The organism is Blautia sp. DFI.6.71 (assembly GCF_020593585.1).
Classification (GTDB): Bacteria; Bacillota; Clostridia; order Lachnospirales; family Lachnospiraceae; genus Blautia_A; species Blautia_A wexlerae.
This window is the reverse complement of sequence record NZ_JAJDMJ010000010.1, coordinates 1-14,551: the sequence shown is the minus strand read 5'-3', so window position 1 is coordinate 14,551 and position 14,551 is coordinate 1. Positions and strand designations below refer to the sequence as shown.

Sequence of the window (14,551 nt, the reverse complement as noted above, 5' to 3'; positions counted from 1 at the left end):
CGCCATTAACCCTTTTTTCTATTTTGAGTTTTATCTTCATACATTCTGTGATCTGCCATAATGCGGATTTCATCGATCTTCTGGCTGTGTTCCGGATAAATGGCATAGCCACAGCTTGTATCCACGCTCAGCAGACGACCCTCTATGTTAAAAGGCCGGTCAATGACACTTTTTATTCTTCTGACCATCATCTCACAGAATTCATCATTAATATTGCCCTCCTCAATGATCAGGGAAAATTCATCTCCACCGATACGGAAAGCATAGTCTGTCTTCCTGATACATTTGCACAATCTCCGGGAAACCGCCTTCAGCAATCTGTCTCCCATGTCATGTCCATAAGTGTCATTAACAGGCTTAAACCTGTCCAGATCCAGATAGAACATGGCAAATTTTTTGCGTAACTTTCCATTTCTTTTTAATCTTTCAGAAAGATAACGTTCATTATAAAGTCCTGTCAGTGCATCCGTATTTGCCAGCTTCTCAAGTTCATGCTTCTGCCCGATATCCTGAGCGATCAACATTACTTTGGACAGTATACTACCTTTCCATTCCACAGGTATCACTGACATTACTTTATAAGAAGATCTGTCAAGAGTACAATATTCAAAGGTATACAGATCATCCTCAGATATAATAACCTTTCTCAGATGTTCCGGTGAAAGCAGATCATCCATCTGTATATTTATCTTTTCCGTAAGTACCACATACTCTCCGGACATACGCTGAAGAAGTTCCCTGTAATCACCTGTAGGATTATAATAAGACTCATTGTTCATCTCATAATATTCGTATATCCCGCTGTCCAGATCACAAACTGCAAAACGCTCTACAATCCTGGTTACTCCCTGAATAAGCTGGTCCATGGCGATGTTCTGCTTTAACATCGCTCTGCGTTCTTTTTCCGCATTTTTCGAATCCGTCACATCACGAAGAAAAATCATGGCGTGTCTGACCTCTCCGTTCTCATCTGTATCTCCCTCCATCACTACATTCCGGATAATACGCAGCTCTCCGTCAAGCACTGCTTTGTATTCCTGACTGAGTTCCCCGGTAATTTTTCTGAGTTCCTTCATAATATATTCCCGGTTGTAAATCTGCGCAACCGCCTCTTTACTCTCAGGACAGACATAATTATTAAGAAACATCTGTATCAGTTCATCCCATGTCCGGCTTTTGTTGGAAATTTCCTGAAGCGAGCCCCTTACTTTCATAGATTCAAATGTATTTTCCTGAAGATCCACATAATATTCACACAGATTCATATCTGTAAAAGCCCGGTGAAAAACAGCTTCCCTTGCTTCCTGATTCCGGGCAAAGTGATCAGATCTGACAGATAATACCCAGATTGGCCGTCCTTTATTATCCCTGGCATCTGCCTTCACAATCCTTACCGGTATTGATAAACCTTTACTGTCTGTCAGATACAAGGTGTGAGAACCCTGTAAATCATGAAGTCCTGCCGGTGAAAATATATGCTTTTGCTCATTACAGACCACACTGAGCATAGATCCGTCTGATGCTTTCATAAATTCATCAAGGTCATCCCACCCCAAAAGTTGCAGAAAATAGTTACTTACACTCCAGATTGTCAGCTTCTCATCATAATAACCGGCGATTGTTCCCACAGGATCATTCTGTTTCAGTACATATTTAATAGCTTCCTGAACTGAAGGATTAATATCCGTATCTTCATTTGCGACATATATTTCAATCTTATTCATTTTGTTAAGCATACACCTATGCTCTGACATGATATTCTCAACCTTTCTTTAAAATAAAAGAGAATAATGCCCGCTACAATACAACAAGACATTACTCTCTGTATAAATGCAACTGGCTGCCATTTTACAGGCCCTTTAGCTTTGCGCCGCAGCCTTTCGACTGTTTTGCCGATACTGTATCTGTGGAATTATACAGTTACCTGGTGTGCCAACAAGTTGATTTCTCGAAGAATCAACTTGTCGGCACACTGGTTGATTCACAGATACATTATATATATTATATTTTCAATCTCTTATTACTGTTTACCATTAATATTTCCTGCACCGATGTTTATTTGTTACTGTTTATTCCGTTCTCAGTAACATTTATATGCTTTGTAAATCCAAATAACAACTTGCCTCTTTCAATTGTCAGGTCAGTTAAACACTAATTGCAATATATTATTTGCATATCCCCTGAATAATGTCAACTGCTATTTTCCTTATTTCACAAAATTTATTCCAGATTGCAAACGACATACATTACATTTGTCATAATTAATCCTCTGAAATATTAAGACAGGTCCGTATTTTACGGGATAACGACCAACTATAATAACTCCATACAAAAACAGATCCAATATCTTATAATCAAAGATACAGGACCTGTTTTTATTATCTGAAATTCAGCCTGCAAGATTCAGCATTTTTAATAAGAACAGCCAGCTCAGGCCATAATAGGTAATTACTGCAACAAGGTCATTCACTGTTGTGATCAGCGGACCTGATGCTACTGCCGGGTCAATATTGATCTTCTTAAAAAACAATGGAATACAGGTGCCTACTGCACTGGAGATCAACATAGCCAGCAACAGTGCCACACCGATACATCCGGATACTGCATAGGAAAACAAAAGTGTTTTTCCTTTAAACAGATAAATATACAATCCAATCAGCGCAAAAGACAGAATTCCAAGAAGTCCGCCATTACACAGACCAATTCTCATTTCCTTCCACACAAGTTCCAGTTTCTGCTTACCTGTCAGAGATTCATCCATCAGCACACGAATCGTCACAGCCAGAGACTGGGTACCCACATTACCTGCCATATCAAGGATCAAAGACTGGAAGCACATAATGATCGGAAGTACAGTCACCACCTTCTCAAAAATTCCTACCACTGAGGAAACTACCATGCCAAGTCCCAGAAGAATGATCAGCCAGGGCAGACGTTTCTTCATACTTTCTTTCAGTGGCTCCTTTAAATCCTCTTCTGCTGTCAGACCGGCCAGCTTCGCATAGTCATCACCCATCTCATCATCAACCAGGTCAATGATACTGGCAGATGTGATGACACCCAGAAGCTGATTATCGTTGTCAAGAACCGGAATAGAATCCTCAGAATAATCTTTCAGTTCTTCGATACAGTCATCAATATTCTCTTCCGCATATACATATGGATAGGAAGTCACCACCAGATTCTCAAGCAGATCATCCCGTCTGGCAATGATCAGTTCTTTCAGATTAATGGCCCCATAAAATTTCTGCTGCTCTGTCACTACAAAAATAGTGGAGATATTGTCATTTTTTGCAGCCTGTTCGATCAGACTGCTCATTGCCTGCTTAACTGTCAGTTTATCTGTGATCACAATATAATTTGTTGTCATGCGGCTTCCGATCTCATCCTCATCAAAGGATGCGATCATCTCCACATCACGTCGAACCTCAGGTTCAAGCAGATCGATCAGTATTTTTTTCTTTGTTTTTTCAACTTTATTTAATACATCTGCAAGAGCATCTGTCTCCATTTTGGATAAAATGGCTGCTGCTTTTTTCACATCCATTTCATTCAGATACTCTGCTGCATTCTCCTCATCTGTATATTCAAAAATATCAGAGAGCATATCTGTATCCAGGATACGGTACAGCTTGCACCGCTCCTGTACAGTCAGTTTCGGCATTACATCTGCCAGATCATTCTCATGATAATCCTGCAGCCTTCCTCCCATAACGGCAGGAGAGGTGTTGCTGCGGATGATCTTCAGAATTTCTTTGGAATAATCCTGTACTCTTTTCTCCATTCTTTCATCCTCCGTTTTTTTGCATAAAAGCACACCAAAAGAAAGCAGTCTGTTATTTATTACATTTTACTGCCATTTCTTTCATGCTTTTTCCAGCAGAATAAACCGCAGGGTATCAAACCATAACCTGCTATTCATCCGCTGTCCGTAACTGTCCGGCATCTTCGCCGGATCATTACTGCTCAATATGTAATTGCATGATTCGGGGGAATTTCATAAATACAGGATAAGAAATGAAAAAGACATCCAATCTTCCACATACAGAAACTGTCAGATCACAGACAGTAAAAAGCTTCTATTCTATATGCATACATGGAAAATATATGACTACAGCAGAACAAAAACGGCTGCTATACTCATATACTCTTTTTAATTCAGATCCTGTGCTACTACTTCGCCCATGAGAATCGCAATTATCCATTCTGTTCCACCTGCCTTTTCTTTAAAATTTACGATTTCGGATATCAGACCCTGTTTTCGGGAATCTGATTTCTAACAGCAAATTTTATGCTGTTCCCTATTTTGAAACAGCATTTTTAAAATTATTTTCAATTTGCACAGTTATTGTAACCGCCCAGTAGAGAAAAAGCAACCCTGTTTTCTCATTTTTTACATTAATTTTTGTTAATGTTAACGATAAGTTTGCTTCTTTTATTCCTAAATGATAGAATATAATCAGAAATTTGCAAATAATAAGATTATTGCCATAAACATGCAAGACTATAATTGATATTCACAGGAGAAAAAATATGTCATTTATCAGTGTATTTGATGTTATGGGGCCGAACATGATCGGTCCTTCAAGTTCACATACCGCAGGTGCGGCGCGTATTTCCTATCTTGCCCAGAAAATGATCGAAGGCCCGTTAAAGAGAGCCGACTTCATCCTGTACGGCTCTTTTGCAAAAACTTACCATGGTCACGGTACTGACCGAGCTCTGCTGGGTGGTATTATGGGATTCTCTACTGATGATATGCGCATCCGAAATTCTTTTGATATTGCTCATGAAAAAGGTCTGAAATTCTCTTTCACTCCAAATGAGCAGGAAACAGATATTCATCCGAACACCGTAGATATCTGCATGGAAAATGAAAAAGGCCAGAAAATGACCGTACGCGGCGAATCCCTTGGAGGAGGCAAGGTCCGTATTGTAGATATCAATCACGTACAGGTAGACTTTACAGGCGAGTACAGTGCAGTGATCGTGATTCATCAGGACACTCCCGGCGTTGTGGCCTATATTACCAAATGCCTGAGTGACCGCAATATCAATATTGCATTTATGCGTCTGTTCCGTGAAAGCAAGGGAGAGATTGCTTATACAATCGTAGAATCTGACGGCAAACTTCCTGAGAATATCGTTCCTGCGATTCGCGAGAACCCGAATATTCATGAAGTTATGATCGTACAGATGTAAAGAAAGGAGGATTTTTATCATGGATTTTAAAAATGCAAATGAACTCTTAGCACTCTGTGAAGAAAAAAATCTTCCTATCTCAGAGATTATGCGTATCCGTGAGATTGAGCTTGGCGAAACAGCCTCTGAGATTGTAAATAAAAAAATGACACGAGTACTGGGAATTATGAAAGATGCTGCTTTCTCACCAATCAGACAGCCGGTAAAATCTATGGGTGGTCTGATCGGCGGCGAAGCCAGAAAGCTGAGTCTCCACGCTCAGGAGAAAAAAGGTCTCTGCGGAAATCTGCTTCAGAAGGCAATTACTTATGCTATGGCTACACTGGAAACGAATGCCTCCATGGGGCTGATCGTGGCCTCTCCTACTGCCGGTTCTGCCGGAATCGTACCGGGACTGATGCTGGCAATGCAGGAACATTATCAATTCTCTGATGAAGAGATTATACGGGCATTATTTAACGCAAGTGCCATTGGTTATCTGGCAATGCGAAATGCAACTGTTGCAGGTGCGGTAGGCGGATGCCAGGCCGAGGTAGGGGTTGCATCTGCAATGGCTGCATCTGCTGCTGTAGAGCTGATGGGAGGTTCACCGAAAGAATGTACTTTTGCTGCATCTACTGTTCTTATGAACATGCTTGGTCTGGTATGCGATCCGGTCGGCGGTCTGGTAGAATATCCATGTCAGAACAGAAATGCTGCAGGTGTGGCAAACGCTATAATTGCCGCAGAAATGGCTCTCGCAGGAATCCCGCAGTTGATTCCTCTGGACGAAATGATCCAGACGATGTTTACCGTGGGTAAAAAGCTTCCTGCAGAACTGCGTGAAACTGCTATGGGAGGATGCGCTACTACGCCATCTGCATGTGAAGCATGCCATATATGCAGTTAACAGGCTGACAAATAAAAAAACTGTCTCTGTAATGCACCTATTTTCTACGTATAATGTGCATATACAGGACAGTTTTTTATTATTTTTCCAGCTTTGCCAGCACTTTTGATGTAAAATGTGTATCGAAAAACTGAACAAAAGGTCCGAATCCAAATGCACTGACTAGTGTTCCCAGTCCGACGATTCCCCCTGCAAGCCAACACACCAGTGCACTGATCGCATCATTAGATACTCTGCACCAGAAATACGGAATTTTCGGCCATTTCTCTGTCATGATCAGAGAAATACTGTCATATGGTGCAACTCCCTGTTTCGGAAGCTGGTACATGGAAATTCCAAGGCTTGTTATGATAACTCCAATAAATACGGTAACCACCTGCATTGCCATCTGATCCGGTGCATCGATCACAGATGTGATCAGGTTATAGAAAAATGTAACAAAATATCCAAGGAATAACGCATTTATGATCGTTCCCAATCCGATAAGCTTTCTTCCCCAGATAATTTCTATTACAAAAAATCCCAGATTCAGAAGAATTAAAAAACGGGCATATTCAATTCCCACACATTCTGCCAGTGCCATTACCATTCCGCTGAAAGGGTCATTTCCAAGTCCGGAAAGTTTAAATATCGCAATTCCCAGACCAAGGATTATATTTCCAATCAACATTACGACCACATACTTCCAGTTTATTTTTCTGATCCATTCACTCATCTTTTTTCCTCCGTAAAATTAACTCTTTCTATCATATCAGACAGTAAAATACTTTACAATATTCTTTCTGTAAATTGTTTTCCACTATTTTAAAACTACGTTACTGTTCACTCCGTTCACAGTAACGTACCCAAAATTCATTCCAGATTGCCTGCGGCAATGGAATTTTGGCTTGTATGTCTTGTGATTTTGGCATATTCATGCCAAAACACTTCGCGGGATAGTGGTGTGTGAACAGTTACAAAACTACTTGATTTACTCCGTGAATATGACTATAATGAGAAAAACGTATATAGGTGTATATACACCCTTCTATACATAATAAAAACAGGAGAAAGTAATCTATGGAAAAGTTTAAAGCATTTCTCAGACGTAAAGACATCGAAATCTCCATAAAACGTTATGGAATCGATGCCCTTGGTGCCATGGCGCAGGGTCTTTTCTGCTCCCTGCTGATTGGCACGATCATCAACACACTTGGAACACAGTTTCATATTTCATTTCTGACCACTGCTGTGGCAACTGTAAACGACACCCAGTATACCGTAGGCTCTCTGGCATCTGCAATGAGTGGTCCTGCCATGGCTGTCGCCATCGGCTATGCGCTGCATTGTCCGCCGTTGGTGTTGTTTTCATTGATTACTGTTGGCTTTGCATCTAACGCATTAGGCGGTGCAGGCGGACCGCTGGCTGTATTATTTGTAGCCATCTTCGCTTCCGAAATCGGAAAAGCAGTATCTAAGGAAACCAAAATTGATATTCTGGTCACTCCACTTGTCACGATCGGTGTAGGTGTTGCCCTGTCCGCGTGGTGGGCTCCGGCACTTGGAAGTGCAGCGATGAAAGTGGGAAATATTATTATGTGGGCAACCAACCTGCAGCCGTTCCTGATGGGAATCCTTGTTTCTGTATTCGTGGGTATTGCACTGACACTTCCTATCTCATCTGCCGCAATCTGTGCTGCGCTTGGCCTTACCGGACTTGCCGGAGGAGCTGCTGTAGCAGGCTGCTGTGCACAAATGGTAGGTTTCGCAGTAATGTCCTTCCGTGAGAACAAATGGGGCGGACTTGTTTCTCAGGGAATCGGAACATCCATGCTCCAGATGGGAAATATCGTAAAAAATCCACGCATCTGGATTGCACCGATCCTTACTTCTGCCATCACCGGACCTCTTGCAACCTGTCTGTTCAAACTTCAGATGAACGGTACTCCGGTTTCTTCCGGTATGGGTACCTGTGGTTTCGTAGGACAGATTGGTGTCTACACCGGATGGATGAATGATATTGCCGCAGGAACAAAAACAGCTGTCACAGGCTGGGACTGGGCCGGACTTTTGCTGATTTCCTTTATCCTGCCTGCAATCCTGTGTCCGCTCATCAACATGTTTATCCGTAAGCTTGGATGGGTGAAAGACGGGGATATGACACTTTCATAAGCAAAAACAGCTGCGTTACCTGTCAATTGAAACTGTTACTTGATAAAATTTCAGCTAACAGTTTCAATGGTAACACAGCTGCTTTTTATTTTTCCACTTCCGTATATTGATTTCCCTGAGGATCACTCAAATTGTCATCCACATAATTTTTTCATCCCTTTGGAAATCGCCTTTCAGTGATAAGATTTTTATATTCGTACTTCTTCATCCATTTTAAGCAATGCACTCTTAGCCAGCTGATCTGCCTCTTCATTGTAGTGATTGCCCGTATGAGCTGCTATTTTACAAAAAGAAATCTGTACTTTCTTTCCTGCTTCCTGCATATGGGCTGCGTATTTGCTGGTCAGAGGTGTTTTGGCTCTCCACACACCTGTTACCCACTTCTCTACACCTTCGTAATCATAGCGGATTTCCACAGCTGGATATTTGTTTTCTATGGCCCAGTTTACTGCAGTCATGGAACCAAGCATCTCTCCTGCCACATTTCGGATCGCGACTCCTGCAGAATCACTGCCGCTGCCGGATTTACGGATTTCCTGTCCATCCGGTGTAAGGATCACACAACCAAAGGCATATCTGCCAATACTTTTCTCGAAACTTCCATCTACATAAGCAATGACCATATTTTCAGGTACTTCCACGATTCCTGCCGCCTCTTTTTCTTTATCACCGGATACATTTCCTGTTGTCTCCATGTTCAGAAAAGCCAATGCTTCCTCTTTCTCTGTAAATCCCCGAAACTCAGCTCCTGAATATCCGCTTACTGCCTTCTGGCACTCCGCCCATGTAGCAAAAAGTCCTGTTTTATGTCCCTTGCGTACTGCATATATTTTCTTCTTTGCCATAAAATCCTCCTGAACAAATAATCAATATTTTGACTCACATTACTTTACTATATTTTGATTAATACTATATAATCTTTCTTTCTATCAGGCAAGTTATACAATGGAAATTTCTCAAAAAAACAACGTGCAGATACATTTTAAAATCGGGATAAATCTTCAAACCTGAAGTTATCTGTCGACTTCAATGTTTCTGCACGTTTTTTATAATAGCAGATATTTTAATCAATACCTTCTGTTAACCTGTAGCAATTACATAAAATACTGCATTCCTCTTTATCTGAATTTATAAAGCCTTATGATACAATTCCACAATATCCTGCTTTCTGGAGGATCTTGGATTTACTGCAATATTTCCGCTCTTCATAGCATCATCTGCCATGGCATCAATCTTGCTTTCAATCTCCTCATCAGAAATCTCTTCTCCCTTCTTTGCCTGGCGGATGGCTGTGGTCAGGTCTTCCGGGATTCCGATATCTTCGTTTAATTCCCTGATGGCATCCACCAGCATCAGTGGTTCGAATTCATCCTCATATGCAGGGATCGGACTGATATAATTATAAATCTTCAGATATCTGCCATGATCTGCCAGCGCATTATATTCTGCAATCACAGGGAGAAGAACTGCATTTGCCACTCCATGTGCTACATTAAAGAAAGCACTTACCGGATGACTCATGGCATGGACATTTCCAAGTCTTGCAAAGGAAAAGGCGATTCCTGCAAAAAGAGAACCTGTAAGCATTGCTTCTGCTGCCTCCAGATCTGTACGTCTTGCCACAAAACGGCGGATATTTCCACCGATCAGCTCCATTGCTTTCTCTGCCATTGCGTCAGAAAACGGAGATGCTGCTGTGGAAACATAAGCCTCCTCCGCATGGATAAATGCATCGATTCCGCAGGCTGCTGCCACAGATGCCGGAGCAGATGTGAGAAGCTCAGGATCCAGGATCGCATATGCAGGAAGAAGTTCATAACTGAATACCGTCAGCTTATAATCTCTGCTGTGGTCAGTGATAACAGAAAATGCCGTAACCTCTGAACCGGTTCCCGCAGTAGTCGGGATTGCGATCAGCGGAACAATTTTTCCGGGAACCTTATGTGCCCCCTCATATTCTGTAATACTGCCGCCATATTTAGCCGTAACTCCCACTGCTTTTGCCACATCCATAGGAGAACCACCGCCCAGCGCAACGATAAAATCTGCACCGGATTCCTTATACGCTTCTGTCGCTTTTTCCACTGTGGTGACAGACGGATTGGCTTCTACATCTGTAAAAATATCCACTGCCATTCCGGCGTCTTTCAGATAATCCGCCGCCTTATCCACAACTCCCATTTTCCGGAGAGTTGGTCCTGAGATCAGCATTGCATGAGAACCTCCAAGCTTTTTGGCACATTCCGGAAGCTTCGCCAGAGTACCTGCACCGACTGTAATATTCTGAGGAATAAAAAATTCAAATGGATTCATTAATTTCTGCCTCTTTTCCTGTATTTTTCAATATTGCAATGTGCAGGGCATCTACCCTGCACAAATTCAAAACTCTGTTACCCAAAATAATTGTCATGTCATTTATAGCGTTATGCCATAGAGGAAAGCACCCTGTCAATAGCCGCATCGATTACCACATCAAGCTCTTCATCATCAGCCTCCGGCATAAGACTTGCTGCATCCTCATCAGAGATCAGTTCAATAAGTTTACCAAAGTCTTCTTTATATTTACGTTTACAGATCGCATAAAATACAACTCCAAGTAAGCTCCAGCCGCCTACCATGATCCATTCCTGAAATACCAGACTTCCACCGGAACCCGGAATACAGTAAACCAGAAGCATTAGCCCTGACATGACTACTGCCATAAAACCTACAAATTTGTAGTGGCCTACTTTGTAAGGTCTTGCCATATCCGGTTCCTTTTTACGAAGGATCAGGAAAGAGGCAGAAACCATACAGTATGCAAGGCAGCATCCGAAGTTACCTGCATCACAGATCCAGACCATCATTGTTCTTCCTGCAAAAGGAGCCAGCATAGTCAGGGCACCGATCAGATACAGAGAATTAACCGGAGTTTTGTGCTTCGGATGAAGCTTTGCAAAAAACGGAGGAATCATGTAGGATTCTGCCATAGAGTACATGGCACGGGAACCGCCAAGGAGGAAGGAGTTCCATGATGTAATAATACCACACATTCCACCTACAATGATAACCTTGGCCATAATCTTTGTCCCGAAAGCCTTGGCCATGGCATCTGCTGTTACAAGTCCTGTTCCCTGCTGAGACTCAATAATCTCTGCCGGATTCAGGATATAACCTACTGCAAGAATAACCAGTGCGTAAAATACAACAGCCAGCACAACAGAGAGGATCATCATTTTACCGATTTTTTTCAGCGGAACATTGATTTCCTCTGCTGCCTGTGGGATAACGTCAAAACCAATAAAGAAAAACGGAGTGATGACTGCAACCTTAATAATACTTTTCATCGCTTCGCCGGTACCGTTTCCAACAAACATCTGTCCCTGAAGGTTATCCACACTTCCTGTAACCACAGAAGCCACGATCAGAATAATTCCGGCACCGCCGATGATACAGGTAAGAACAGTCTGCAGAACTGCCGCAGTCTTTGCTCCATTAATGTTAATTATCATAATAAGAAAAGCAATCACAATCGCCACGATCAACCAGGATGCATAAACATCAAAGCCTGCAACTGTATAGAGATATCCTTTCAGGAACCCCGGCCACAGATAAGAGATGATTGTGGGAAATGCACATGCCTCAAAGCAGGCAACACTTACATATCCAAGAATGATCGCCCAGGTGCAGATAAAAGAACCTGTAGAACCCATTGCCCTGTAGCTGAATACATGCTCACCACCACACTGAGGCATGGCTGCTGTAAGCTCTGCATAGGTCAGACCTACGAAAAAGATCATGATTCCACCGATTGCAAATGCAATAGCTGCACCAAGCACACCACCAGATTCAATCCAGTTACCGGAAGAAACTACCCAGCCCCAGCCGATCATGGCGCCAAATGCAATTACAAGTATGTCCCATGCACCAAGTACTTTGTCAAATTCTGATGTTTTTTGTTCCATAGTTCAGGCCTCCTTTTTTCCGTATTTTTTTGCGATCAGATCTTCCAGATATTCTGCTGTTCCCTGAATTCCCAGAAAATCACTGTTAATAAGAATATCCCTGTTATGTCTGTCACCGCGGTTACTTCCTGTCAGTGCCAGATGTCTCTTATGATAACGTTTATCCTTCTCATCCAGCAGAAGCTTTGCATCCTTTTCCGAAAGATTATGGCTTTCCATAATGTTGTGAACGCGAACATCATTAGGTGCATAAATAAATGCTCTCACCAGCTGGATTCCTTCTGTATCTTTCAGAATATAATCTGCAGACCGTCCTATGATCACGCAGGCTTCTTTCTGAGCCAGCTTCCGGATAATCTGCTTCTGTACATGAATGGCGCGGTCTGTCAGATCCGCATATTTGGAAAAGGAACCTCGCACATCACCCTGTGCACCTTTACCTGCGATGGTTCCGCCTTCCTCTACTCTGTCCATAATGTCTGTAGGGATGCCTACCTCTTTGATAATCTCATCCACAAGATCACGATCATAAAACTTAATCCCCAGATCCTGTGCAATCTTCTTACCGATGGCATTGCCCTTGGCTCCATATTCGCAGCCAATCGTAATTACCAGATGTTTCATGCTCTTCCCTCTCACACTCAAATTTTTATCAGATTCTCAAACATTTGAAATCCACTGATTTGCTATGTAAATCGCTACTTTCTCATGTTTGGCAGGTCCCAAGTTCAAAAGTCTTATCGTGCAGGCACGAACGACTTTTTGACCTTTGGGCCCTGATATCATAAAAGGGCGCACGAATATAATTCGTGACGCCCTTGTCCTTACTGTATCACTCCGTTGCCGGATTTTTATTTTTCCAGAGATTTAATTGTATCTTCGATGATTGCTACAGCTTTGTCACACTCTTCTTCTGTAACAATAAGCGGTGGGATCATACGGATGATATGCGCTCCGATAGCTGTGATCAGAAGATGTCTGTCAAGACAACCATGTTTTACATCCACTCCGCCGATAGTATCATCAAATTCCACACCTACCAGAAGTCCCTGATGTCTTACTTCTTTTACATGAGGAAGCTTCTCAAGCTTAGCTGCAAAGTAATCGCCAACCTTCTTTGCATTTCCAGCCAAATCTCTGTCCAGAAGCTCATTCACCTCAGCCAGTGCAGCTGCACAGCTTACCGGATGTCCGCCGAATGTAGTTCCATGGGAACCTGCTGTGAAAGCTTTTGCAACCTCTGCTGTTGCACAGATGGCACCGATCGGCATTCCACCGCCCAGAGCCTTTGCCATAGATACGATATCCGGTTTGATACCATAATTCATATAGGACATAACAGCACCTGTTCTGCACCATCCTGTCTGTACTTCATCAATCAGAAGAAGCATATCGTTCTCATCACAGAATTTACGAAGTCCCTGCATGAATTCCATTGTTGCAGGATGTACGCCACCCTCGCCCTGTACAGGCTCAACCATAATGGCAATTGTGTTCTCTGTGCATGCATCCTTGAAAGCCTGAAGGTCATTGTACGGTGCATAGGAGAAACCATAAGTCATAGGTCCGAATCCAACCTGGCATCCATTACCCGGCTGACCTGTTGCAGACATGGCACCAAAGGTTCTTCCATGGAATCCCATCTTTGCAGTTACGATATGATAACGGTTTGGACCATATTTTTCAATACCATATTTACGAGCCATTTTGATCATTGCCTCGTTAGCCTCTGTACCGGAGTTCTGATAGAAAATCTTGTCCATTCCGATTGTTTCACAGACTTTCTCAGCAAGCAGCGCCTGCGGGATTGTGTATGGATAGTTGAATGTATGCATAATATCATCTAACTGATCCTTTGCAGCAGCTACAACCTTAGGGTTACAGTTTCCTGCGCTGTTTACTGCAATACCAGCATAAAAATCAAGATATGGGGTTTTATTCTCATCATAAATGTACATGCCCTCTGCTGTCTCTGCAAGGAAATCAAATCTCTCATAAGTCTCGATCATGTACTTGTTTACTTTGTCCTTAATGTCCTGAAAAGTTAATCCTGTGTCTTTTAATTTCATAGCTGTACCCTCCTGCATCCTTAAGATAATAAAAAAAGCAAAGACAAACTGACCCGTATGGGTAAGCGCCTTTGCTTAACTTTTTCTGTGTATTATTTTGTACATCCTTACAATATCACTGCCCTTATGATTTGTCAACATGTTTTTTTGAACATTTACATTTTTTACAGAAAGATCGTTACTGAGAACGGAGTGAACAGTAACGAAAGCTCTGTGTTCTCCTTATTGTATATCCAATATTTAGGCGTTTGCGAAACGCCAAAAGCCGCATAAATACGGCATTTTTTTGTTGTTAA

The 14,551-nt window shown here is 42.2% G+C and carries 11 protein-coding genes and 1 riboswitch; of the genes, 3 read left to right on the top strand and 8 right to left on the bottom strand.

Going from position 1 to position 14,551, the window contains the following annotated elements:
• Positions 1-5: 5 nt before the first annotated feature.
• Positions 6-1,736 (bottom strand): sensor domain-containing diguanylate cyclase, encoded by a 1,731-nt coding sequence (locus tag LJE12_RS06370; RefSeq protein WP_227226507.1) that lies wholly within the window; start codon positions 1,734-1,736, stop codon positions 6-8.
• A gap of 92 nt (positions 1,737-1,828) precedes the next feature.
• Positions 1,829-1,904: riboswitch (cyclic di-GMP riboswitch) on the bottom strand.
• 485 nt (positions 1,905-2,389) lie between these two features.
• The gene (mgtE, locus tag LJE12_RS06365; protein ID WP_161233556.1) at positions 2,390-3,784 is read right to left on the bottom strand and encodes a magnesium transporter; all 1,395 of its coding nucleotides are present in this window, start codon (positions 3,782-3,784) and stop codon (positions 2,390-2,392) included.
• A gap of 749 nt (positions 3,785-4,533) precedes the next feature.
• On the opposite strand from mgtE, the gene sdaAB reads away from it, so the two are divergent.
• Complete coding sequence (gene sdaAB, locus LJE12_RS06360; RefSeq protein WP_025577539.1) at positions 4,534-5,202, top strand: L-serine ammonia-lyase, iron-sulfur-dependent subunit beta; 669 nt, start codon at positions 4,534-4,536, stop codon at positions 5,200-5,202.
• A 19-nt stretch (positions 5,203-5,221) separates the two neighbouring features.
• The gene (gene sdaAA, locus LJE12_RS06355) at positions 5,222-6,091 is read left to right on the top strand and encodes an L-serine ammonia-lyase, iron-sulfur-dependent, subunit alpha (protein WP_055150769.1); all 870 of its coding nucleotides are present in this window, start codon (positions 5,222-5,224) and stop codon (positions 6,089-6,091) included.
• Between the two features lie 79 nt (positions 6,092-6,170).
• On the opposite strand, the gene LJE12_RS06350 is transcribed toward sdaAA, so the two are convergent.
• Entirely contained in the window at positions 6,171-6,806 is a 636-nt protein-coding gene (locus LJE12_RS06350; protein WP_008706774.1) for a YczE/YyaS/YitT family protein, read from the bottom strand.
• A gap of 344 nt (positions 6,807-7,150) precedes the next feature.
• Between LJE12_RS06350 and LJE12_RS06345 the strand changes: the two genes are divergently transcribed.
• Positions 7,151-8,242, top strand: coding sequence for a PTS transporter subunit IIC (locus LJE12_RS06345; protein WP_055052633.1), 1,092 nt, complete (start codon positions 7,151-7,153; stop codon positions 8,240-8,242).
• A 188-nt stretch (positions 8,243-8,430) separates the two neighbouring features.
• Here LJE12_RS06345 and LJE12_RS06340 read toward each other — a convergent pair whose 3' ends face one another.
• The 5 genes from LJE12_RS06340 to LJE12_RS06320 all read right to left on the bottom strand — a co-directional run bounded on the left by LJE12_RS06340 (position 8,431) and on the right by LJE12_RS06320 (position 14,255).
• Positions 8,431-9,087 carry a ribonuclease H1 domain-containing protein gene (locus LJE12_RS06340; protein ID WP_195303481.1) on the bottom strand — a complete coding sequence of 219 codons (657 nt, stop codon included), beginning with the start codon at positions 9,085-9,087 and terminating at the stop codon, positions 8,431-8,433.
• 283 nt (positions 9,088-9,370) lie between these two features.
• Positions 9,371-10,555 (bottom strand): iron-containing alcohol dehydrogenase, encoded by a 1,185-nt coding sequence (locus LJE12_RS06335; protein WP_195303480.1) that lies wholly within the window; start codon positions 10,553-10,555, stop codon positions 9,371-9,373.
• Between the two features lie 110 nt (positions 10,556-10,665).
• Positions 10,666-12,186 (bottom strand): APC family permease, encoded by a 1,521-nt coding sequence (locus tag LJE12_RS06330; RefSeq protein WP_173680931.1) that lies wholly within the window; start codon positions 12,184-12,186, stop codon positions 10,666-10,668.
• 3 nt (positions 12,187-12,189) lie between these two features.
• Positions 12,190-12,810 (bottom strand): cytidylate kinase-like family protein, encoded by a 621-nt coding sequence (locus LJE12_RS06325; RefSeq protein WP_022380087.1) that lies wholly within the window; start codon positions 12,808-12,810, stop codon positions 12,190-12,192.
• A gap of 227 nt (positions 12,811-13,037) precedes the next feature.
• Positions 13,038-14,255 carry an aspartate aminotransferase family protein gene (locus LJE12_RS06320; RefSeq protein WP_008706795.1) on the bottom strand — a complete coding sequence of 406 codons (1,218 nt, stop codon included), beginning with the start codon at positions 14,253-14,255 and terminating at the stop codon, positions 13,038-13,040.
• Positions 14,256-14,551 lie beyond the last annotated feature (296 nt).

Bases quoted from the DNA above. Each gene is read 5' to 3' on its own strand.
- LJE12_RS06370 (WP_227226507.1), bottom strand. From the start codon at position 1,736: ATGCTTAACAAAATGAATAAGATTGAAATATATGTCGCAAATGAAGAT.
- mgtE (WP_161233556.1), bottom strand. From the start codon at position 3,784: ATGGAGAAAAGAGTACAGGATTATTCCAAAGAAATTCTGAAGATCATC.
- sdaAB (WP_025577539.1), top strand. From the start codon at position 4,534: ATGTCATTTATCAGTGTATTTGATGTTATGGGGCCGAACATGATCGGT.
- sdaAA (WP_055150769.1), top strand. From the start codon at position 5,222: ATGGATTTTAAAAATGCAAATGAACTCTTAGCACTCTGTGAAGAAAAA.
- LJE12_RS06350 (WP_008706774.1), bottom strand. From the start codon at position 6,806: ATGAGTGAATGGATCAGAAAAATAAACTGGAAGTATGTGGTCGTAATG.
- LJE12_RS06345 (WP_055052633.1), top strand. From the start codon at position 7,151: ATGGAAAAGTTTAAAGCATTTCTCAGACGTAAAGACATCGAAATCTCC.
- LJE12_RS06340 (WP_195303481.1), bottom strand. From the start codon at position 9,087: ATGGCAAAGAAGAAAATATATGCAGTACGCAAGGGACATAAAACAGGA.
- LJE12_RS06335 (WP_195303480.1), bottom strand. From the start codon at position 10,555: ATGAATCCATTTGAATTTTTTATTCCTCAGAATATTACAGTCGGTGCA.
- LJE12_RS06330 (WP_173680931.1), bottom strand. From the start codon at position 12,186: ATGGAACAAAAAACATCAGAATTTGACAAAGTACTTGGTGCATGGGAC.
- LJE12_RS06325 (WP_022380087.1), bottom strand. From the start codon at position 12,810: ATGAAACATCTGGTAATTACGATTGGCTGCGAATATGGAGCCAAGGGC.
- LJE12_RS06320 (WP_008706795.1), bottom strand. From the start codon at position 14,255: ATGAAATTAAAAGACACAGGATTAACTTTTCAGGACATTAAGGACAAA.